The organism is Pseudomonas sp. JZ114 (genome assembly GCF_051027705.1).
Classification (GTDB): Bacteria; Pseudomonadota; Gammaproteobacteria; order Pseudomonadales; family Pseudomonadaceae; genus Chryseomonas; species Chryseomonas luteola.
Genome location: NZ_CP069256.1, coordinates 1,460,302 through 1,480,466 on the forward strand (window position 1 = coordinate 1,460,302; position 20,165 = coordinate 1,480,466).

The following is a 20,165-nucleotide window of genomic DNA, read 5'->3' on the forward strand; positions in this document are numbered from 1 at the left end:
CCGATCACGGAATTGAAAAGTGGCACATCGACTGTATCGATACACTTTGTCGCATCATGTATCGGATACGAGCCGAAACCGGGCTGAAGACATGTCAATCCTGTCGACAATAAGCGACAGCCGCTATCATGTCGCTTTATTTTTAGGGGTGACGTGATGTCCGAAACCAGCACTCTGTACGCTACGCTGTTGGGCCAGACCGCTGAAATCACATGGCAAGAGTTACAGCCGCACTTTGCCAAGGGTTCGTTGCTTCGGGTGGATGCCGAGATAGACTTGATAGAGGCGGCAGAAGCCATTGTTCAGGACAATACAGGCAAGGTTTCTGCCTGGCTGACGTCCGGGCAAATGGCCAAGGTGACCGAGGATGAGGCACGGGGGTTTTTGGTAAGCGATCCAGTCTTTTGGGCAGTGGTCGTTGCGCCCTGGGTGCTTATACAGGCTAGAAACGGTAACAGCGGCGAGGCATGAGACCGCCAGGGTGGATCAATGATTGATCCACCGCTGACGGATCCAGGCACTAAAAGCGTCCACCAGCAGTACCAGGGTCAGCATGGCCAGGATAATGGTTGCAGCCTGAGCGAGTTGAAACAGGCTGAGGCTGATTTGAAGCATTTGTCCTAGGCCGCCAGCGCCCACGAATCCCAATATCGTCGCCATGCGGATATTGTTTTCCCAGCGATAGAGAATATAGGCAAGCAGCTGAGGCCAGACGCTTGGCAGAATGCCATAGGCGAAGGCGGCAAGGCGTCCGCCCCCAGCCAGTCTGATCGCATCGCTGGGGGCGGACGGAGTGTTTTCCAGCGTCTCGGCAAACAGGCGACCCAGTACACCCGCCGTATGCAGTGCCAATGCAAGCGTGCCGGCGTTGGGCCCTAGCCCTGCAGCCAGTACCATCAGTGCCGCCCACACCAGTTCCGGGACGGCGCGGAGGGCATTGAGCAAGAACCGCGCAACTGCTTTGAATAAAGTGCCGAGTCGGCCTGCCGCAGGCAGGGCCAGTATTATGCCAAGCAGGGCTGCCAATAAGGTACCCATGGCTGACATGGCCAGTGTTTCAAGGCAGGCCCAGGCAATGGCGTACAGGTGACTGCGGGAGAAATCGGGAGTAAGAAATCCGTTGGCAAATTTTGCCATTTGCGCAAGAGAGGTCCGCGAAAACAGCTCGATAAAATTCGTCTCAAGGTAAGCAAAGGACGAGGCAATGGCGGCTAGTACTACGATAACGGCGGCAAGACCCTTGATTTTCATCGTTACGGCTCTCGCAGCAAGCGGCTGATCAGGTCGGCCAGCATGACCAGTATCAGAAAGGTCAGCATCAGGCTGGCAACTTCTCCGCCAGCAAACATTCGCAGAGACAGATCGACCTGTTGTCCCAGCCCGCCAGCGCCAACAAATCCCATGACGACCGATGCACGGATAGCACACTCCCAGCGGTAGATCGTATAGGAGATCATTTCGCCGCTGGCGGCCGGTAGCAGTCCATATGCGAATGCCTGAAGTCGCGAGCTGCCACCCAAGAGCAATGCTCGCGTCGCGTCAGCAGGTACGGATTCGAAAATCTCGGCGTACACCTTACCCAGCATGCCACCATACGTGATGGCAATGGCCAGGACGCCCGCGGTTGGACCTAGGCCTACCGCTCGTACAAATAATAAGGCCCAGACAATTTCGGGAATGCTGCGCAGAATTACAAGAACGATACGTACCGTATTGCGAATCGTCTGACCCAGCCACGAAGGACGTCCTTGCCGATGAAGCGCGGAGATGGAAAGCGAGCGGGTTGCCAGCAAGGCTGCTGGAAAGGCGATCACCCAGGCGAGCGTCATACCGGCCGTGGCAATGGCTAGGGTTTCCAGCGTGGCTTTGCCAACTATCGAGAGAAACTCCGAATCGTAGGCTAGCGGCCAGAATCCTGCCAAAAAGCTACCCATGATTCTGGCGTTCTCGCCGGTGAGCAAACCAGGAATATCCAACTCGGACAGGTGAAGCCCAGGCCAGAGCAGTAAGAGTGCCAGTAGGCTGATGCCTAGACGAGGCAGGGCGGCAGGATCACGCGAGGGGGCAATCAGCATCGCGGTGGTGTGGCAGGCATGAAATAAACACTGGATGAGTTCTCTGGTGCTAATTGCTCATTGGCATAGAGCTGCTCCAGATCATCGGAGGTAACGGCTTGCGTTGCTTTGTCGAATACAATAACGCCTTGGCGTAGCCCAATGATTCGCGGAAAGTGTTTGATCGCCAGCTCTACGCTGTGCAGGCTGGCGATCAGCGTTGCGCTTCGTGTTTCGGCCTCACGAGCGAGAATGGTTAGTGTATGGCTGGCAAGTACAGGATCCATGGCGGAAACAGGCTCATCCGCCAGTATCAGCTCAGGCGCCTGGTATAGCACGCGGGCAATGCCGACGCGCTGGAGCTGGCCCCCCGAGAGCTGATCGCAACGCTGATACAGCTTTTCTGACAGGTCCAGCTTTGCCAGAGCCTGTTGGGCGCCCGGACGATCCAGTGGATAGACAAGGCTGACCAGGCTCTTCCATAAAGGCCATTGGCCCAGGCGCCCAGCCAGTACCGCCGTTACGACGCGTTGCCGCGCCGGGAGGGGAGGTGCCTGGTGAATCAGACCGATATGTGCACGAAGCGACTTCAATCGGGACACGCTCAATGACCACGGATCGGTCTGCAATACGGTGAGTTGTCCTGCCGTTGGCTTATGGCTTGTCGCCATCAGGCGGAGCAAGCTGGTCTTGCCTGCTCCAGAAGGGCCAATCAGTGCTACGCGTTCACCTTTGGTGATCTTCAGGTCAAGCTTTGAAAGCGCGCGATGCCCATTGGCGTGAAGAAGCTCCACGCCAGCTAACTGGACGCTCACTTCAACAGACCGGCCGCACGTGCAGAGCCTTCGATGCCCTTATAGTTTTCAGGAGAAGTTTCTACAAAACGACTGGCTGCCTGTAGATCCAGAATGGCTTTGTCTTCAGGCTTCGAAGGATCCAATGCAAGAAAGGCCGCCTTGATTTTGGCCGCCAGTTGCGGATCCAGATTGCCTCTGACGGTCCAGTTGTAATCGTAATAGGGCGGAGTGGTCGCGAAGACCTTGACCTTGCTTGTGTCTACTTTCTTGGCATCAACCAGCTTCTGCCAGACCGAAGCGTTCAAAACGCCTCCATCCACTTTTCCAGCCTGTACCCAGGCGGCAGTTGCATCATGGGCTCCAGAATAGGCTACACGTGAGAAAAACTGCTCCGGTATTACCCCTTCCTGCTGCATGAAGTAACGGGGCATCAGGCTGCCGGAGGTCGAAGAGATCGAGCCAAAGGCGAACGTTTTGCCTTTTAGGTCTTGAACCGATTTGACGTTTGGATCAGCTGTAATGAATTTGCTGGTGAATTTCTGATCTTCTTCCCGTTGTACCAGCGGATTCATGGGCGCTTTGAGTTGGGCCTGGACAAAGGTAAAGCCACCCAACCATGCCATGTCCAGTCTGTCAGAGGCCAGCGCTTCGACCACGCCTGCATAATCGGAGACCGGCACGAAGGTAACAGGCATGCCAATCTGCTTTTCCAGGTACTCTCCCAGCGGTTTGAACTTGCGAAGCAATTCGGTAGGTGCTTCATCCGGGATAGCCGAGACGCGTAGTGCATCTGCTGCCTGGGTAAGAAGGGAAGTGGCGCACAGGGTAAGACCGGCCACGAGGGCCAGGGAACGCTTCAACATGAGTTTCTCCGGTTCAATAGCGGAAAAAATAGAGCCGCGAAGTATACGGAGATTGACGAAATTTCACAGCCGCTTAATGGCACCCTGGTGTGGCGACGTGTAACGAGGCAGGAGCTGCAAAGCTATTGCAGCTCCTGCTTAAGTCATCAAGTTTCGTCAAAGAAGCGTTCGTGCCACTCTACCAGTGGCTGAGGCGTATTGAGTTTTTGGCCGTAGATGACCGCATACGCTAGCACGTTTTGGACATATTGACGGGTTTCGTCAAACGGAATGGTTTCTACCCAGACATCGAACGCCAAGTGCCGGGCGTCCTTCAGCCATCTTTTTACACGTCCGGGACCGGCGTTATAAGCCGCTGAGGCTAGAACACGGTTACCGTTGAATTGTGCATGAACCATGCTCAGGTAAGCGGTGCCCAGCTGGATGTTTGTGTCCGGTTGCAGGGCTGATTGAGGGCTGGCCAATGGAATAGAAAACTTGCTGGCAGTATGTTTTGCCGTCGCAGGCATCAACTGCATCAAGCCCATGGCTCCCACGCCTGAACGGGCATCGGCCATGAAGCCGCTCTCTTGCCGGGTAATAGCGAAGACCCAGCTGCTATGCAAGCCTCGCTGGCGCGCTTCACGAACGAAACTGTCGCGGTAGGCGATAGGGAAGCGGATGTCCAGATCGTCCCAGTACTTGGCTTGGCTAATTGAGCGAATAGCCGGGAAATACCATTGCATGTCGTAGGCCATGCGGGCCTGGGCAACCAATTCGTCCCGGTTGAAGCTGCGGCTGACATGAAACCACTCGCGCCGCGCATTTACAAATTCACCACGTGCATAGAACTCGAGCGCGCGCTGAATACCAGGCGTGGTGCGTACGCGGTTGCGAAGGCTATTGCTCAGTACGAGCGGACGATTGTTCAGCTGATAAGGCGCCTTGATGCGGTCGGCTGCTAGAAAGCCGTAGAAATCGCGCTCACGCGAGACTGGCTGGTAATCAGCCAGTACGCTTGAGCTTTGCGGCTGAGACAGCTCCAGGGTACGGGCGCGCCAGTATTGCCAGCGGTTGGTTTCCAGAAGCGATGGGGGAAACCGCTGGATTAACTGGTAAGTCTCTTTCCAGCGGGCCAGACGCAGTAGAAGGCGCGCACGCCATTCGCTGACCGTGTCATCACGGAGTTCCGGATCGTAACGCTCCATGAGCGGAAGGGCTCGTGGGTCAAAGTTCTTGGCCAGGGTCAGCCCGATCTCACGCGCAATGGATACTTTTTCGTCGCGCGAAAAGGGCAGGCGCTGACTATAGGTATCGAGTAGGCCCAATGCTTTCTCGGGATCCTGTTTGGCAAGGCGTCGCAAACCCAGACCAACCACATCGGCCATGGGCTCGCTGGCAGGTGTGAAGCGCTGCACATCGGCTAGCTGTTGGGGTTTCTGAGCGATATCGCTCATCAGGTTGGCAAGTGAGCCCAGGGTGGGCATCTGCTGTCCCAAATGGGTGACTAGCCCGTAATTACGCGCTTCGGCCGCCAGCTTGGCACGTTTCCAAACCATGCTTTCAGGCATCTGGCCGCGAGCAGCCCAGGCACTGAAAAGGCCATCACAGGCGGCTGGTTGTGACTTGCCTACCAGCCAGAGCTTTTCCGCTGTCTTGAAGGGTTGTGTTGTCTGGCCTTCCTGAATCTGGTGCTGGGCATTCAGGCAATCCAGTTCGGTAAAGTTGAGCTTGGAGTCATAGTAGCGGTCAAAGGTACTCCAATCGCCGCGCTCGGAGAGCCAGCGCAGCCAGCGCAGCTTCATCCAGTTTGCCTGCGGGAGATCGCCATGCTCGGCAAGAAAGGCTTCTATTTCTGTATTGCTGGCGTTCTTGAGGCGTGCGGTCAGCTCGTCATATTGCAGGTAGGGCTCCAGGGGATACCCTTGCAACGCATTGCGTGACTGCAAATAGAGACTGGCATCTCCCTTGGCCAGCGCTGCCTTGGCTTGGTCGTATAGGAGACGTTGTTGCTCAATGGGGGCCGCGTGAGCGGTTTCCAATCCAATGAGAGAAGCAAAGACACAGGTCAACAGCTTGAACAGACGGCCGCGCATGAGATTCCCGGAGAAGACTGCTGGTACATGCGGCTCGGCCGCACAAAGGCGATTACTTTAGCTTGTCGGCCATTACGACGAAAGCGTATGAGCTACCAACGGTCAGGCTAATAATCTTGTCGTCATATGTACGAAAACATTGAGTGCCGTCGGTAGGAAAACATGCAGTTCGTGCGGATGGGCACTAGAATGCACGTCCTTTTTCTTGGAGATGCCTATGACCTTGCTCAAATTCACCGGCGTATCCCTGGCTTTCGGTGCCATGCCATTGCTGGACGGAGTGTCCTGGCAGATTGCTCGGGGTGAGAGAGTCTGCGTGATCGGGCGCAACGGTACTGGCAAGTCCAGCATGCTGCGCCTGGTCAAGGGCGAGCAGATGCCAGACGATGGCGAGATCTGGCGTGCTCCGGCGCTGAAGATCGGAGAGTTGCCTCAGGAGCTGCCTCGGGCAGATGATCGTACCGTATTCGATGTTGTGGCCGAGGGATTGACTGGCGTAGGGGAGTTGCTGGCGGAGTATCATCGACTGTCCCAGAACATTCACACTGACGAAGACCTGACGCGTCTGATGCGCGTTCAGCAGGATTTGGAAGCCAAGGATGGCTGGCGACTGCAGCAGCTGGTCGAGAGCACGCTGAGCCGCCTTCAGTTGCCTGCAGAAAAGACCCTTGCAGAGCTTTCCGGAGGCTGGCGTCGGCGTGTGCTATTGGCGCAGGCCCTGGTGGCCGAACCTGACTTGCTGTTGCTCGATGAGCCAACCAACCATCTGGATATCGGGGCTATTGCCTGGTTGGAAGAGGCCTTGAGTCAATATCCGGGTGCGATTCTGTTCATCACCCACGACCGAGCCTTCTTGCAAGCCCTGGCGACACGCATTCTTGAGTTGGATCGAGGCCATCTGATCGATTGGCAGGGCGATTACGCCAGTTTTCTGGTGCATAAAGAGCAGCAGCTTGCAGCGGAAGAGACCGCCAACGCACTGTTCGACAAGCGTCTGGCTCAGGAAGAGGTCTGGATTCGTCAAGGCATCAAGGCTCGACGTACCCGCAACGAAGGGCGAGTGCGTGCATTGAAGGCCATGCGCTTTGAACGCAGCGAACGACGCGAACGCCAGGGTAAGGCAAACCTGCAGCTGGAAACCGCCGACAAGTCTGGAAAACAGGTCATTGTTGTCGAGCACGTGGATTATGCCCATCCAGGCAGCGAACCCATTATCCGTGATTTTTCCTTGGTGGTGCAGCGAGGCGACCGGATGGGCTTGTTAGGCCCCAACGGCTCTGGAAAGACAACCCTGCTTAAACTGCTGCTGGGTGACCTTGAGCCGACGGCAGGAAAAATCGTGCATGGCACCAAGCTCGAAGTGGCCTATTTCGATCAGCTGCGACATGCGCTTGAGCCTGAAAAAACCGTCATCGACAACATGGCTGAAGGGCGTGAAATTATCACAATCAACGGTCAGGATCGTCATGTCCTCAGTTATCTGGGGGACTTCCTGTTTAGCCCACAGCGTGCCCGTACGCCAGTGAAAGCGCTGTCAGGGGGCGAGCGTGCTCGGTTGTTGCTGGCGAAGCTGTTCAGCAAGCCGGCCAATCTGTTGGTACTCGACGAGCCTACCAACGATCTGGATGTGGAAACGCTCGAACTACTGGAAGAAGTGCTTCTGAGCTTTGAGGGCACCGTGCTGATGGTCAGTCACGACCGGGCGTTTCTTGATAACGTCGTAACCAGCACCCTGGTGTTTGAAGGCTCGGGCCTTGTACGTGAGTATGTCGGGGGCTATCAGGATTGGCTACGTCAAGGTGGATCGCCTCGCTTGTTAGGTGCGACAGGGTCGAAAATGGAGGCCAAGTCGGATGCGGCGGCCACTCAAGCGACACCCGTAGAAGCATCCAAGGCAGCAGCGCAGCAGGCGCCGGCCCGTAAAAAGCTCAGTTATAAGGATCAACGCGAGCTGGATGCCTTGCCGGCACAAATCGAGGCGACGGAAAACGAGCTGGCGAGACTGCAAAGCCAGATTTCCGATCCGGCGTTCTACCAGCAGCCGCTTGAAACGACGCGTGTCGTTGTTGAGCGCTTCGAGGCTTTACAGCTTGAGCTCGATCAGCTGCTGGAGCGATGGGCTGAACTGGAAGAATGAAAAAAGGGCTCCTGAGGGAGCCCTTTTTAGTATTACTTCCGGGTCAGGGAGACCGCTAAGGTGTCACACGGGGCACCATGTAACAGGTCATTGGCGGTCGAGCCCAGAAGAAGGGCAAGGCCATGGCGGCCGTGGCTGCCTACAACGATCAGATCACAGGCATTTTCGCGAGCAAAGCGGTGGATTTCCTGGCGAGGCTGCCCATAGGCCAACTGGCACTGGCCTTCCAGAAGGCTGTATTGCGCAACAAAGCTGTCCAGGCGTTCACGGGACTGTTCGATCTGCTGTTGTTGAAGGGAGGAAAGGTCCATGGGCACGTCACCGCCGAACGCCATAGCCATTGGTTCGACCACATGGACCAGGGAAACCTTGCTTTGGAGGCCGGTAGCCAGATCGACAGCACGACGGATTACGGCATGGCATTCATCAGTCAGGTCGATGGCTACCAGAATGTGTTTATAAGACATTTTATTTCTCCTCCTTAAGGATGGCGAACATTTCAAGTATGGCCTGTCTGGTGCGGCTCGCACCTGCTATCCAGATACCGTTTGGACCGCATTTCGCGGTACTTGCTCCTTGCTGCGGGTGTTGCGCCTCGCTGTTGTTAACAGATCGCTGCGCCAATTGCACCTATCCTTTGTAGAGATTGACGATTTTTCAGTCTCATGCCCTCTGGGCTCAATGGGTTGTTATGCCACGTTAACGCATGGGTCGAATTGACATAACGCAGGTTTTGAATGATCGTGTAGGGGCTGTCAAACACTTGTATGAATCAGATGTTTGTCTTGCGGGCCCTGTAGTGCTCGGGCAGAGAAGAGAAGGTTGCCGCAAGGTATAGCTTTCGCGTTTCGCCCGGGCTTAACGAATCCTAGTATCACGCCATGCAGTTGGCTGCCTGCCTGAATGGGCAACAAGGCTTGGATGTGAGTGTTCCGCTTCCACGTATGGAGATCAGTTGATGATTTACGAAGGTAAAGCCATCACGGTTAAGGCTCTAGAAAACGGTATCGCCGAGTTAAAGCTTGATCTTACTGGCGAGTCGGTCAATAAATTTAATCGCCTGACCTTGAACGAGCTGCGCCAGGCTGTCGATGCCCTCAAGGCCGACGCTTCGGTCAAGGCCGTCATTCTCAGTAGCGGAAAGGATGTTTTCCTCGTAGGGGCAGACATCACCGAGTTTGTCGAAAGTTTCCGTATGCCAGACGAGGATCTGCTGGCAGGAAACCTCGAGATCAATCAGATCTTCAATGACTTTGAAGACCTCAACGTCCCTACCGTAGCGGCAATTAACGGCATCGCGCTTGGCGGTGGCCTTGAAATCGCCATGGCTGCCGACTTCCGGGTCATGAGCGAGACCGCAAAGGTTGGTCTGCCAGAAGTAAAACTGGGCATTTATCCCGGTTTTGGCGGGACTGTTCGGTTGCCTCGCCTGATCGGTAGCGACAATGCCATCGAGTGGATTGCTTCGGGCAAGGAGAACTCTGCTGCCGAGGCGCTCAAGGTCGGTGTCGTGGATGCAGTTGTTGCACCCGACAAGTTGCAGGCCGCGGCGTTGGATCTGGCACGTCGAGCCATTTCTGGCGAGCTTGACCACAAGGCCCGTCGTCAGCCCAAGCTTGAAAAGCTCAAGCTAAACCCCATTGAAGCCATGATGGCATTCGAGTCGGCCAAAGGCTACGTTGCAGGTCAGGCGGGTCCGAATTATCCCGCGCCAGTAGAAGCGATCAAGACCATCCAGAAGGCCGCTAATTTCGGACGAGAGAAGGCGCTTGAGGTCGAAGCCAAAGGCTTCGTGAAGCTCGCCAAGACAACTGTTTCGCAAAGCCTGATCGGTCTGTTCCTGAATGATCAGCTGCTCAAGAAAAAGGCTAAGGTTTACGATCAGCAGGCGGGTGAGATCAAACAGGCCAGCGTCTTGGGGGCAGGTATCATGGGCGGTGGTATCGCCTATCAGTCTGCGCTCAAAGGCACGCCGATTCTCATGAAGGATATCCGTGAGGAAGCCATTCAGCTCGGTCTTGATGAAGCGAGCAAGCTTCTCAACAAGCGCGTCGAGAAGGGCCGTCTCGAGCCGGTGAAAATGGCTGAAGCGCTCAATCGTATTCGCCCCACTTTGTCCTATGGCGACTTCAAGTCGGTGGATATCGTGGTTGAGGCTGTTGTTGAGAATCCCAAGATCAAGCAGGCTGTGCTGGCAGAGGTCGAAGATCAGGTTGGTGAAGAAGCCATTCTGGCGTCCAATACCTCAACCATTTCGATCAGCTTGCTTGCACAAGCTCTGAAGCGTCCTGAAAATTTCTGCGGTATGCACTTCTTTAATCCGGTGCACATGATGCCTCTGGTTGAAGTAATCCGCGGCGAAAAGACCAGCGAAAAAACGATTGCGACCACTGTGGCCTATGCCAAGAAAATGGGTAAGAACCCTATCGTGGTCAATGATTGTCCGGGCTTTCTGGTCAATCGGGTGCTGTTCCCTTATTTCGGTGGTTTTGCCGGCCTGATCGGGCAGGGCGCTGATTTCCAGCGTATCGACAAGCTCATGGAAAAGTTTGGCTGGCCTATGGGGCCGGCTTACTTGATGGATGTTGTGGGGATGGATACGGCGCATCACGCCCGTGATGTGATGGCGGAAGGCTTCCCTGACCGGATGAAAGAGTCCCGCAAGACCGCTGTTGATACGCTGTACGAGGCTAAACGTCTTGGACAGAAGAACGGCAAAGGGTTCTATGTGTACGAGACCGATAAAAAGGGCAAGCCAAAGAAAGTCGCTGATGCAGAAACCTATGCCTTGCTCAAGCCTGTCGTGTATGAGCAGCGCGATTTCACGGATGATGAAATCGTTCAGCGCATGATGATTCCGCTGTGCCTGGAAACGGTTCGTTGCTTGGAAGATGGCATTGTCGAGTCGGCTGCCGAGGCGGACATGGGATTGATCTATGGCATTGGCTTCCCTCCCTTCCGAGGCGGTGCGCTGCGTTATATCGATTCCCTGGGCGTTGCCGAGTTCGTGGCACTGGCCGACCAGTATGCTGATCTGGGGCCGCTGTATCACCCGACTGAAAAGCTGCGCGAAATGGCCCGTAACGGCCAGTCCTTCTTTGGTTAACGCAGACAGTACAGAGCGAGAATTCTTATGAGCCTGAATCCAAGAGACGTTGTTATCGTCGACTTTGGCCGCACACCGATGGGTCGCTCCAAGGGTGGCATGCATCGTAATACCCGGGCAGAAAACATGTCTGCCCATTTGATTACCCAGCTTCTGGCACGCAATCCGCAAATCAATCCGGCAGAAGTGGAAGATGTGATCTGGGGGTGCGTAAACCAGACGCTCGAGCAAGGCTGGAACATTGCGCGAATGGCGTCCTTGATGACGCCCATCCCTCATACTAGCGCAGGGCAGACCGTAAGCCGGCTCTGCGGGTCTTCGATGAGCGCACTGCATACAGCTGCGCAGGCCATCATGACCGGTAATGGGGATGTGTTCGTGGTAGGTGGCGTCGAGCATATGGGACACGTCAGCATGATGCATGGCGTTGACCCTAACCCGCATCTGTCGCTTTATGCTGCAAAGGCCTCTGGCATGATGGGGCTCACAGCAGAGCTGCTGGGCAAGATGCACGGCATTACCCGGGAAGCACAGGATAAATTTGGCTACCGTTCGCACCAGTTGGCTTGGAAGGCCACTCAGGAGGGTGCGTTCAAGGACGAAATCATCCCCATGGAAGGACATGATGAAAATGGCTTCCTGAAGATGTTTGACTATGACGAGACCATCCGTCCTGATACAACGGTGGAAGGCCTGGCCGAACTCAGACCTGCGTTTAATCCAAAGGATGGTACAGTAACTGCAGGTACGTCATCCCAGATCACCGACGGCGCCTCCTGTATGATTGTGATGTCCGGTCAGCGGGCAATGGACCTTGGCCTGCAGCCACTGGCACGTATTCGGGCCATGGCGGTTGCTGGCGTAGACCCTGCGATCATGGGCTATGGTCCTGTTCCGGCTACCCAGAAGGCCCTCAAGCGTGCAGGGCTGTCGATGGGCGACATTGACTATGTCGAACTCAATGAGGCTTTCGCAGCCCAAGCATTACCGGTGCTGAAAGACCTCAAGCTCCTCGACAAGATGGACGAAAAGGTCAATCTTCATGGTGGGGCCATCGCGTTAGGTCATCCCTTTGGTTGCTCTGGAGCCCGTATTTCCGGCACGCTATTAAATGTCATGAAACAAAAGGGTGGTGCACTGGGCGTAGCAACCATGTGTATCGGCCTGGGTCAAGGCATTACGACGGTGTTCGAACGCGTCTGAGAATGGCGTTTATGCTACCGAAACCGGGGCCTGGCCCCGGTTTTTCTTTCTGGAGGGAACATGTCCTTACAACCTGGGCTCTATCGGCATTACAAGGGGCAGGAGTACCGTGTCCTGGGCGTAGCCAAACATTCTGAAACGGAAGAGGAGCTTGTTTTTTACCAGGCGTTGTATGGTGAATACGGCCTTTGGGCGCGTCCGCTCAGCATGTTTCTGGAAAGCGTCGAGGTGGACAGCGAGCGTGTTCCCCGCTTTGCTTTAGTAAAGGTTGAGGAGAATCCGTTAGGGCTTGCCGATAACGCGCAGCCTTGACCTTGCTCCAACAGCCACTATATATAGCGGGGCCTTACAGCCACGCTGTCATGGTTCGTCAGTCACTGCCTCACTGCCAAATGTCTGTCAGACTGTCTCGCCTTTCTCTTTACATCTTTTAATAACGCAGGAATCAACCGATACATGGGCAAATCGCTGGTCATCGTGGAATCCCCGGCCAAGGCCAAGACCATCAACAAGTATTTGGGCAACCAGTACGTGGTGAAGTCGAGTATCGGCCATATCCGTGACCTGCCTACCAGTGGGTCGGCAGGCGCGTCAAAAGAGCCCGCCACGAAAGGACGCAAGTCTGCTGCCGAAGCTCCAGCCCTTTCTCCAAAGGAAAAGGCCAAGCGCCAGCTTATCGCTCGCATGGGGGTCGACCCTGAGCATGGCTGGAAGGCGCACTACGAGATCCTGCCTGGAAAGGAAAAGGTGATCGAAGAGCTCAAGCGTCTGGCTAAGGAAGCTGACACTGTTTATCTCGCAACCGACTTGGACCGCGAAGGGGAAGCCATTGCCTGGCATCTTCGTGAGGCCATCGGAGGAGACGAAAGCCGATTCAAGCGGGTCGTCTTCAACGAAATCACTAAAAAAGCGATTCAGGATGCGTTCTCCAAGCCGGGCGAGCTGGATATCAATCGAGTCAATGCTCAGCAGGCCAGGCGCTTTCTGGACCGTGTAGTAGGCTACATGGTCTCGCCTCTGCTATGGCAGAAGATCGCCCGAGGGCTTTCGGCTGGACGTGTTCAGTCCGTTGCGGTCAAGCTGCTTGTGGAGCGTGAGCGGGAAATTCGTGCCTTCGTCCCTGAAGAGTACTGGGAAGTTCACGCCGATTTGGCGAACCCCAAGAATGCCAAGGCGCGTTTTGAGGTCGTCCGGCAAAACGGCGAAGCATTCAAGCCGTTGAACGAGGCGCAGGCAAGTGCTGCCGTCGAGAAGTTAAAGGCTTCCAGCTACAGCATTAGCAAGCGTGAAGACAAGCCTACCAGCAGCCGACCTTCCGCTCCGTTCATTACATCGACTTTACAGCAGGCTGCCAGCAATCGGCTGGGCTTTGGTGTAAAGAAAACCATGATGATGGCCCAGCGTCTTTACGAGGCGGGTTATATCACTTACATGCGTACCGATTCGACGAACCTGTCCAGCGATGCCATTACCATGGCTCGGGCGTTTATCGAAAATGAATTTGGCGACAAATACTTGCCGGCCAAGCCTAATTTCTACAGCAGCAAGGAAGGTGCGCAGGAGGCTCACGAAGCAATTCGTCCGTCTGACGTAAACACGCGTCCTGACCAGCTGTCTGGCATGGAGCGAGACGCCGAACGCTTGTACGATTTGATCTGGCGTCAGTTCATTGCCTGTCAGATGCCTCCTGCGGAATATCTTTCTACGACCGTTACGGCAAAGGCCGGTGAGTTTGAGTTGCGCGCCAAAGGGCGAATCCTTAAGTTCGATGGCTTTACCCGAGTTCTGTCGCAACAGAGCAAGCCTGGCGAAGACGACGTACTGCCCGAAATGAACCAGGGCGATGCCATGAAGCTGCTGAAGCTGGATCCCACTCAGCATTTTACCAAGCCGCCGGCACGTTTCTCCGAGGCCAGTTTGGTCAAGGAGCTGGAAAAGCGCGGTATTGGTCGTCCGTCAACCTATGCAGCCATCATTTCCACGATTCAGGATCGCGGCTATGCCACCGTGCATAATCGCCGTTTCTATGCGGAAAAAATGGGTGACATTGTTACTGATCGGCTGGGTGAGAGCTTCTCTGACCTCATGGATTATGGTTTTACCGCCAACATGGAAGGTGATCTCGATACCGTAGCGCAGGGCGAGCTCGACTGGAAAAACCTGCTGGATGAGTTCTATAGCGACTTCAAGAAAAAGCTGGAAGCCGCTGAGAGCGCTGAAGGGGGGATGCGTGCAAATGTGCCGACTCTCACGGATATCCCCTGTCCGACATGTAGCCGGCCGATGATGATCCGTACCGCTTCAACGGGTGTGTTCCTTGGATGCTCGGGTTATAGCCTGCCGCCCAAAGAGCGTTGCAAAGGAACGATCAACCTTGTTCCGGGTGATGAAATTGCTGAGGACGACGAAGGTGAGTCGGAATCGCGTGTGCTGCGCGGCAAGCACCGCTGCGATATTTGCGGAACCGCGATGGATGCTTACCTGATTGACGAGCATCGCAAGCTCCACATCTGTGGCAATAACCCCGATTGCTCGGGTTATGAAGTTGAAACCGGTAACTATCGCATCAAAGGCTATGAAGGGCCTTCGTTGGAGTGTGACAAGTGCGGCAGTGAAATGCAGCTCAAGACGGGTCGCTTCGGCAAATTCTTTGGATGTACCAATCCTGAGTGCAAGAATACGCGCAAGCTGCTGAAGAACGGCGAGCCGGCTCCGCCCAAGATGGATGCCATTGCAATGCCTGAACTCAAGTGCGAGAAAGTCAACGATACGTATGTATTGCGAGATGGAGCTTCAGGTTTATTCCTGGCGGCCAGCCAGTTTCCAAAGAATCGCGAAACTCGCGCACCGTTGGTCAGCGAGCTGTTGCCGCACAAGGATGAAATCGATCCGAAATACCATTATCTATTAAGTGCTCCGGCCAAAGACCCAGACGGCCGTTCTGCTGTTATTCGCTTCAGTCGCAAGACGAAGGAGCAATATGTACAGACAGAAGAGAATGGTAAGCCGACCGGTTGGAAAGCCTATTTCGATAATGGGAAGTGGAAGGTAGAAGACAAGCGTAGTTGATGCGCTGTATCTGGTTGCCAGGTCTGCAAGCCTGGCAATCGGTGTCTGTGTAGCGGGGCAGCTGGCACCGCTTTGCCTTGGGAGGATTCAGGCATGTCTCATGAGATCTATACTCGTACCAACCAGAAGTTGTACTTCGCCGGTTTAAGCCTTGAATCGTGGCGCAGAGCGGAGCACGAGCAGAGCATGAATGCCCAAGGGCAGATTCAGGCCGAGCGAGAGGCAACGTTGTTTCATTTGTATGGTGCTGTTTTGGGGTTGTGTCATGAAGTGGCAGGTTATTACCGCCTGCCTAACGCCCAGGCTGCCTCAATCGAGCAGTTTTTAAACCCACAAGCTTTGAAAGATTCGCCAACTCCTGAGTTGGCTGAATTGTTTGAATTGGCAAGTCATCAGCAAACATGGCTGGCTCAGTTGCTGGATGGGTTCTCTGCATTGCAAAAACCACCGCAGCCTATCAAGCAGGCTAAGGTTGACCCTGGTCTGCCGCTGATTGAGTCGGTTACGCTTGATGAAGAGAAGAGGCTGCTGAGCCATACTGAACTCGAAGCCTGGAGAAAAAACATCAAGGAGTTGGCGCTGCGCTTTCGTGGTTTATTGACCGAATGGTGAGGCACAGACGCCAAAAATGTGTAGATCTTCTTGATTGAAGAGCTGTCTTGCAACATTTTAGTCTTTATTGCATTACGTTAATCGATAGAGCCTAGGGAAGGGCAGGTGCGACTGCTACAATGCCAGCGCCTGCTGGAGATGCACATATGTCTACGTCTTATCTTGAAATTGTCGAACTGGCTGATGGCCGTATCGTTCTGCGCCGTGCCGATGGTGAAGAGGCACTGGTGACATTGGAATTTTCTTCCGATGCGAAGGACTTTCTGCATGGCCAGCAAGTTGAAGTGGCTAAAGCCATGTTCAATTTGGGTGTGCAGATGGCGGGGCGTCTAGCCGAAGGAGATATGATAGAACGCGAAGATACTCCCCGCGTTCTTCATTGATCAGCCCAAGCGAATGTTAAGGCTTTGGGCGTTGCCTGTCTGAGCGGCCAAAGCCAGCTTTTTCTTCTCGGAAGTCTTCATGCCGTGGAGCCAGCTCACCACGGTATGGCTTCTTCCTGAGCGTAAGGCTTCACAAGCAAGCTCTAGTGTCTGCATGCTCTGACGCGGTTGCAGCAGCAGGATTCTATTCAGATTCAAATCCCTTGAGCGCAGCCACTTTGTCGTTAGCAGCGTCGGAGGTGCTATCAGTGTCAGCCACCGGGGATCCTGTTCGTCACTCAACTCCCGCAGCATGGGTGCTAGCAAATGCAGGCAATGGTCTTGAGCGCCGTTTAGAGTCACTTCACTAAAGCAATCAGGCAGAGTCGCCGCCTGAATAGGTCCAGCCAAAAAAGGATTGAGCGACGGTTGAACCAGTGCGTCGTGAAACAACGGCAACTGTCCATGATCCGGCGGCAATAAAGATTGCACTGAACACCTCCTTATAGATACGTTGACTCGTTAACGCCTGATGACACCTACGCTCAGGCCTTCGATTACTAGATCCTGCTTATTGAGGTCCACCTCAATAGGCTGGAAATCAGGGTTTTCAGCAATCAGCCAAACCTTGTTGCCCTCACGTTTGAACCGCTTGACCGTAACTTCTTCTCCGACACGAGCAACCACGACTTGCCCGTTGCGCGCCTCACGAGTGACGTGAACCGCCAGAAGGTCACCATCAAGAATACCAATGTTCTTCATGCTCATGCCTTCTACCTTGAGAAGGTAATCCGCACGTGGTTGGAAGAAGTCAGGGTTAATATTGCAATTTTCTTCCACGTGCTGCTGGGCCAGGATTGGCGCGCCTGCAGCGACACGACCGATGACAGGGAGCTCACTGTCAGAAGGTTTCTGTGTTTCCAGCCCAGGAATGCGGATTCCGCGAGAGGCACCAGGCGTCATTTCAATAGCGCCTTTACGTGCAAGCGCCTTGAGGTGCTCCTCTGCCGCATTCGGGGATTTGAAGCCAAGCTCCTGAGCGATTTCCGCACGGGTGGGCGGGAATCCGTTTTCTTCAAGGCAGCGCTTGATGAAGCTCAGGATTTCAGACTGTCTCGGAGTTAGTTTTAGCATGATAGGTGTCTGGCTTTATATACAGTTCCTGGGATTATATACAGTATTGGTTTGAGGGCAACCGACTTTTTATCAGCCAAATGCCATTACGGCACTTAGCTATCCCAGGCATTGACTCAGGAATGTTTTAAACATATGTTTAAAACATTTTATGATCAGGTAGTTAAGCGATGGCTCAATCTGAAACGGTCGAGCGGATATTGGATGCCGCTGAACAACTTTTTGCTGAGCGTGGCTTTGCTGAAACATCGCTCCGCCTGATAACCAGCAAGGCGAATGTAAACCTTGCAGCAGTGAATTATCACTTCGGCTCGAAGAAATCCCTTATCCAGGCGGTATTCTCTCGTTTTCTGGACCCTTATTGCGCGTGTTTGGAAAATGAGTTGGACCGACGGTACGGCAAGTCCGGGACCAAGGCAGACCTTAAGGAGCTTCTTTATCTGCTGGTAGATCAGGCGTTAGCCATCAAACCGCGTCACGGTAATGATCTTTCCATTTTCATGCGGCTTTTAGGGCTGGCATTCAGTGAGAGCCAGGGGCATCTGAAGAAATACCTCGAAGAGGCATACGGACGCGTTTTTCGTCGCTACATGGAGCTGGTTGCCATGGCTGCGCCTGCCATTCCTCCGCTGGAGCTGTTCTGGCGCGCTCACTTCATGATAGGGGTGGCTGCATTCAGCATGTCAGGTATCAAGGCTTTGAAGGCCATGGCTGATAATGATTTTGGTGTACATACGTCAACGGAGCAGGTATTGCGTTTGATGGTGCCTTTCATGGCCAGTGGCATGCTGGCGGAGAGTGCAATGACGGATCAGGCTCTGGCATCTGCGCAATTCAAGCCCCGCAAGCCTGTCAGTCAGGATGCTCAGCGCTTCTGAGTGAGGATATGCCAGCGCTTTCAGCAAAGGCATTACTGACACATTGATTGAAACGAGTTGAAAGGGCACCATGCCTCACTTGTTTTCTGTGCCTCAGGAATGCCTATGCAAGGCTCATTAATGGTGGACATTGGCGGCACATGGCTGACCGCTGAAGACCGACATTTCCTGCGCCAGCCCGAAGTGGGTGGGCTCATTCTTTTTGCTCGCAATATCGAGCATCCTCGCCAGGTGCGTGAGCTATGTGAAGCCATACGCGCCGAGCGGCCGGAGTTGCTATTGGCTGTCGACCAAGAGGGCGGCCGCGTCCAGCGACTTCGACAGGGCTTTGTACGTCTGCCTGCCATGCGGCGATTTGCCAATCATCCAGAGGCCGACCGCCTTGCCGAGGCATGCGGGTGGATAATGGCAACCGAAGTGCTGGCCGTCGGGCTCGACTTCAGCTTTGCTCCGGTTCTGGATCTTGATCATGGCCGTAGCGCAGTAATCGGTCAGCGAGCCTTTGAAGGAGCGCCGGGCAGGGCAACCGATCTGGCGGGTGCTTTCATTCGCGGCATGCATGCTGCCGGCATGGCTGCAACTGGCAAGCATTTCCCGGGACATGGGTGGGCAGAAGCCGACTCGCATGTGGCCATTCCCCGTGATGAGCGCAGCCTGGAAGACATCAAGGCCGTCGACCTTGTACCTTTCAAGCGCTTGAGTGGGCAGTTGGAGGCGATCATGCCTGCTCATGTGATCTATCCCTGCGTAGATGAGCAGCCAGCCGGGTTTTCGCGGCGGTGGCTGCAGGACGTGCTTCGCGGCGAGTTGGGTTTCAAGGGTGTTATTTTTAGCGACGATCTATCCATGGCCGGTGCGCATGTTGCCGGTGACGCGGCAGGACGCATAGAGGCTGCCTTGAGTGCTGGCTGTGACATGGGGCTCGTTTGTAATGACCGTGCCGCGGCTGAGCTGGCGCTAACCGCGCTGCAGCGCTTGAAAGCCAAGCCTTCGCAGCGGTTGAAACGCATGAGTGCAAAAGCATTTCCGCCCATTGAATACCGTCAGCATCCTCGCTGGCTTGCGGCTTTATCTACTCTGCGCCAAGCAGGTTTGATTGATTAAGGAGTTTATATGACCGTTTACGCCATTATTGGCGGGACTGGCCTGACGCAGCTGGAAGGTCTGACGCTGGATGAGTCCCTCAGAATAAACACGCCCTATGGCGCGCCTTCGGCGGACATTCTCAAGGGCCATTATGCAGGGCGCGAAGTATTGTTCCTGGCACGCCATGGTCATCCACATCGCATCCCGCCTCATCAGGTTAATTATCGAGCCAATATATGGGCGCTCAAGCATGCCGGTGCAGAAGCAATCCTGGCCGTTAATGCGGTAGGCGGTATCCATTCAGCAATGGGTAGCGGGCATCTATGTGTGCCTCACCAGATCGTCGACTATACATGGGGTCGTGAACACACCTTTTTTGAAGGGTCTCTGGAAGCAGTAACCCATATCGATTTCAGCTACCCCTATGATGAGGCGCTTCGCCAGCAATTGATCAGTGCGCTGCGTCAACACGGCTATGCCCACAGTGATCAGGGCGTCTATGCCTGTACACAAGGGCCGCGCCTGGAAACGGCAGGAGAGATCGTTCGCCTGGAGCGTGATGGATGTGACATCGTGGGGATGACAGCCATGCCAGAAGCCGCACTGGCTCGGGAGCAGGATTTGGCTTATGCCTGTCTGGCGTTGGTTGTTAATCCAGCTGCAGGTAAGGTAACTGGCGTTATCACCATGGCTGAAATAGAGCAGGCGCTGCATGAGGGTATAGGCAGGGTTAAAGCTGTACTGGCAACAGTACTGGCAGGTTAAGCCCGACTGGCCGGGCACCTCCTG

At 54.7% G+C, this 20,165-nt stretch carries 19 protein-coding genes; 11 read left to right on the top strand and 8 right to left on the bottom strand.

Annotated features, from left to right (window positions below; all coding sequences use genetic code 11):
• Positions 1-156 precede the first annotated feature (156 nt).
• Positions 157-471, top strand: coding sequence for a DUF2288 domain-containing protein (locus JQR90_RS06820; protein WP_010797686.1), 315 nt, complete (start codon positions 157-159; stop codon positions 469-471).
• A gap of 15 nt (positions 472-486) precedes the next feature.
• On the opposite strand, the gene phnE is transcribed toward JQR90_RS06820, so the two are convergent.
• From phnE to JQR90_RS06845, 5 genes are all read right to left on the bottom strand, one after another.
• Positions 487-1,251 (bottom strand): phosphonate ABC transporter, permease protein PhnE, encoded by a 765-nt coding sequence (phnE, locus tag JQR90_RS06825; RefSeq protein ID WP_010797687.1) that lies wholly within the window; start codon positions 1,249-1,251, stop codon positions 487-489.
• 2 nt (positions 1,252-1,253) lie between these two features.
• Positions 1,254-2,075 (bottom strand): PhnE/PtxC family ABC transporter permease, encoded by an 822-nt coding sequence (locus JQR90_RS06830; protein ID WP_010797688.1) that lies wholly within the window; start codon positions 2,073-2,075, stop codon positions 1,254-1,256.
• A complete protein-coding gene (locus tag JQR90_RS06835) occupies positions 2,069-2,869 on the bottom strand; it encodes a phosphonate ABC transporter ATP-binding protein (RefSeq protein WP_010797689.1) in 801 nt (266 codons plus the stop codon). The genes JQR90_RS06830 and JQR90_RS06835 overlap by 7 nt, the downstream gene beginning before the upstream one ends.
• The gene (locus tag JQR90_RS06840; protein WP_010797690.1) at positions 2,866-3,714 is read right to left on the bottom strand and encodes a putative selenate ABC transporter substrate-binding protein; all 849 of its coding nucleotides are present in this window, start codon (positions 3,712-3,714) and stop codon (positions 2,866-2,868) included. Before JQR90_RS06840 ends, JQR90_RS06835 begins: the two co-directional genes overlap by 4 nt.
• Before the next feature lie 146 nt (positions 3,715-3,860).
• Entirely contained in the window at positions 3,861-5,789 is a 1,929-nt protein-coding gene (locus JQR90_RS06845; RefSeq protein WP_010797691.1) for a transglycosylase SLT domain-containing protein, read from the bottom strand.
• Between the two features lie 217 nt (positions 5,790-6,006).
• Between JQR90_RS06845 and JQR90_RS06850 the strand changes: the two genes are divergently transcribed.
• Positions 6,007-7,926: an ATP-binding cassette domain-containing protein gene (locus JQR90_RS06850; RefSeq protein WP_010797692.1), complete on the top strand. Its 1,920-nt coding sequence runs from the start codon at positions 6,007-6,009 to the stop codon at positions 7,924-7,926.
• Between the two features lie 32 nt (positions 7,927-7,958).
• Here JQR90_RS06850 and JQR90_RS06855 read toward each other — a convergent pair whose 3' ends face one another.
• Entirely contained in the window at positions 7,959-8,393 is a 435-nt protein-coding gene (locus JQR90_RS06855; RefSeq protein ID WP_010797693.1) for a universal stress protein, read from the bottom strand.
• A 491-nt stretch (positions 8,394-8,884) separates the two neighbouring features.
• Between JQR90_RS06855 and fadB the strand changes: the two genes are divergently transcribed.
• The 6 genes from fadB to JQR90_RS06885 all read left to right on the top strand — a co-directional run bounded on the left by fadB (position 8,885) and on the right by JQR90_RS06885 (position 16,299).
• A complete protein-coding gene (gene fadB / locus JQR90_RS06860) occupies positions 8,885-11,032 on the top strand; it encodes a fatty acid oxidation complex subunit alpha FadB (protein ID WP_010797694.1) in 2,148 nt (715 codons plus the stop codon).
• Between the two features lie 27 nt (positions 11,033-11,059).
• Positions 11,060-12,235, top strand: a complete 1,176-nt coding sequence (fadA, locus tag JQR90_RS06865) for an acetyl-CoA C-acyltransferase FadA (RefSeq protein WP_010797695.1) — start codon at positions 11,060-11,062, stop codon at positions 12,233-12,235.
• Between the two features lie 60 nt (positions 12,236-12,295).
• Positions 12,296-12,547: a DUF1653 domain-containing protein gene (locus tag JQR90_RS06870; protein WP_010797696.1), complete on the top strand. Its 252-nt coding sequence runs from the start codon at positions 12,296-12,298 to the stop codon at positions 12,545-12,547.
• 144 nt (positions 12,548-12,691) lie between these two features.
• Positions 12,692-15,304 (top strand): type I DNA topoisomerase, encoded by a 2,613-nt coding sequence (topA, locus tag JQR90_RS06875; protein ID WP_010797697.1) that lies wholly within the window; start codon positions 12,692-12,694, stop codon positions 15,302-15,304.
• A gap of 93 nt (positions 15,305-15,397) precedes the next feature.
• Entirely contained in the window at positions 15,398-15,916 is a 519-nt protein-coding gene (locus JQR90_RS06880; protein ID WP_010797698.1) for a DUF6586 family protein, read from the top strand.
• A gap of 146 nt (positions 15,917-16,062) precedes the next feature.
• On the top strand, positions 16,063-16,299 hold the full coding sequence (locus tag JQR90_RS06885) for a hypothetical protein (RefSeq protein ID WP_010797699.1): 237 nt from the start codon (positions 16,063-16,065) through the stop codon (positions 16,297-16,299).
• Here JQR90_RS06885 and sulA read toward each other — a convergent pair whose 3' ends face one another.
• A complete protein-coding gene (sulA, locus tag JQR90_RS06890; RefSeq protein WP_010797700.1) occupies positions 16,300-16,770 on the bottom strand; it encodes an SOS-induced cell division inhibitor SulA in 471 nt (156 codons plus the stop codon). It abuts the gene before it with no gap.
• Between the two features lie 30 nt (positions 16,771-16,800).
• The gene (gene lexA, locus JQR90_RS06895; protein ID WP_010797701.1) at positions 16,801-17,412 is read right to left on the bottom strand and encodes a transcriptional repressor LexA; all 612 of its coding nucleotides are present in this window, start codon (positions 17,410-17,412) and stop codon (positions 16,801-16,803) included.
• A 170-nt stretch (positions 17,413-17,582) separates the two neighbouring features.
• Between lexA and JQR90_RS06900 the strand changes: the two genes are divergently transcribed.
• The 3 genes from JQR90_RS06900 to JQR90_RS06910 all read left to right on the top strand — a co-directional run bounded on the left by JQR90_RS06900 (position 17,583) and on the right by JQR90_RS06910 (position 20,141).
• The gene (locus tag JQR90_RS06900) at positions 17,583-18,290 is read left to right on the top strand and encodes a TetR/AcrR family transcriptional regulator (protein WP_010797702.1); all 708 of its coding nucleotides are present in this window, start codon (positions 17,583-17,585) and stop codon (positions 18,288-18,290) included.
• 105 nt (positions 18,291-18,395) lie between these two features.
• Positions 18,396-19,394, top strand: coding sequence for a beta-N-acetylhexosaminidase (nagZ, locus tag JQR90_RS06905; RefSeq protein ID WP_010797703.1), 999 nt, complete (start codon positions 18,396-18,398; stop codon positions 19,392-19,394).
• A gap of 9 nt (positions 19,395-19,403) precedes the next feature.
• Positions 19,404-20,141 carry an S-methyl-5'-thioinosine phosphorylase gene (locus JQR90_RS06910; protein WP_010797704.1) on the top strand — a complete coding sequence of 246 codons (738 nt, stop codon included), beginning with the start codon at positions 19,404-19,406 and terminating at the stop codon, positions 20,139-20,141.
• Positions 20,142-20,165 lie beyond the last annotated feature (24 nt).

Excerpts from the sequence above, each read along its gene's own strand:
- JQR90_RS06850 (WP_010797692.1), top strand. The coding sequence starts at position 6,007 with ATGACCTTGCTCAAATTCACCGGCGTATCCCTGGCTTTCGGTGCCATG.
- fadA (WP_010797695.1), top strand. The coding sequence starts at position 11,060 with ATGAGCCTGAATCCAAGAGACGTTGTTATCGTCGACTTTGGCCGCACA.
- JQR90_RS06885 (WP_010797699.1), top strand. The coding sequence starts at position 16,063 with ATGTCTACGTCTTATCTTGAAATTGTCGAACTGGCTGATGGCCGTATC.
- JQR90_RS06910 (WP_010797704.1), top strand. The coding sequence starts at position 19,404 with ATGACCGTTTACGCCATTATTGGCGGGACTGGCCTGACGCAGCTGGAA.
- topA (WP_010797697.1), top strand. The coding sequence starts at position 12,692 with ATGGGCAAATCGCTGGTCATCGTGGAATCCCCGGCCAAGGCCAAGACC.
- phnE (WP_010797687.1), bottom strand. The coding sequence starts at position 1,251 with ATGAAAATCAAGGGTCTTGCCGCCGTTATCGTAGTACTAGCCGCCATT.
- nagZ (WP_010797703.1), top strand. The coding sequence starts at position 18,396 with ATGCAAGGCTCATTAATGGTGGACATTGGCGGCACATGGCTGACCGCT.
- JQR90_RS06870 (WP_010797696.1), top strand. The coding sequence starts at position 12,296 with ATGTCCTTACAACCTGGGCTCTATCGGCATTACAAGGGGCAGGAGTAC.
- lexA (WP_010797701.1), bottom strand. The coding sequence starts at position 17,412 with ATGCTAAAACTAACTCCGAGACAGTCTGAAATCCTGAGCTTCATCAAG.
- JQR90_RS06820 (WP_010797686.1), top strand. The coding sequence starts at position 157 with ATGTCCGAAACCAGCACTCTGTACGCTACGCTGTTGGGCCAGACCGCT.
- fadB (WP_010797694.1), top strand. The coding sequence starts at position 8,885 with ATGATTTACGAAGGTAAAGCCATCACGGTTAAGGCTCTAGAAAACGGT.
- JQR90_RS06840 (WP_010797690.1), bottom strand. The coding sequence starts at position 3,714 with ATGTTGAAGCGTTCCCTGGCCCTCGTGGCCGGTCTTACCCTGTGCGCC.
- JQR90_RS06900 (WP_010797702.1), top strand. The coding sequence starts at position 17,583 with ATGGCTCAATCTGAAACGGTCGAGCGGATATTGGATGCCGCTGAACAA.
- JQR90_RS06830 (WP_010797688.1), bottom strand. The coding sequence starts at position 2,075 with ATGCTGATTGCCCCCTCGCGTGATCCTGCCGCCCTGCCTCGTCTAGGC.
- JQR90_RS06845 (WP_010797691.1), bottom strand. The coding sequence starts at position 5,789 with ATGCGCGGCCGTCTGTTCAAGCTGTTGACCTGTGTCTTTGCTTCTCTC.
- JQR90_RS06880 (WP_010797698.1), top strand. The coding sequence starts at position 15,398 with ATGTCTCATGAGATCTATACTCGTACCAACCAGAAGTTGTACTTCGCC.
- JQR90_RS06855 (WP_010797693.1), bottom strand. The coding sequence starts at position 8,393 with ATGTCTTATAAACACATTCTGGTAGCCATCGACCTGACTGATGAATGC.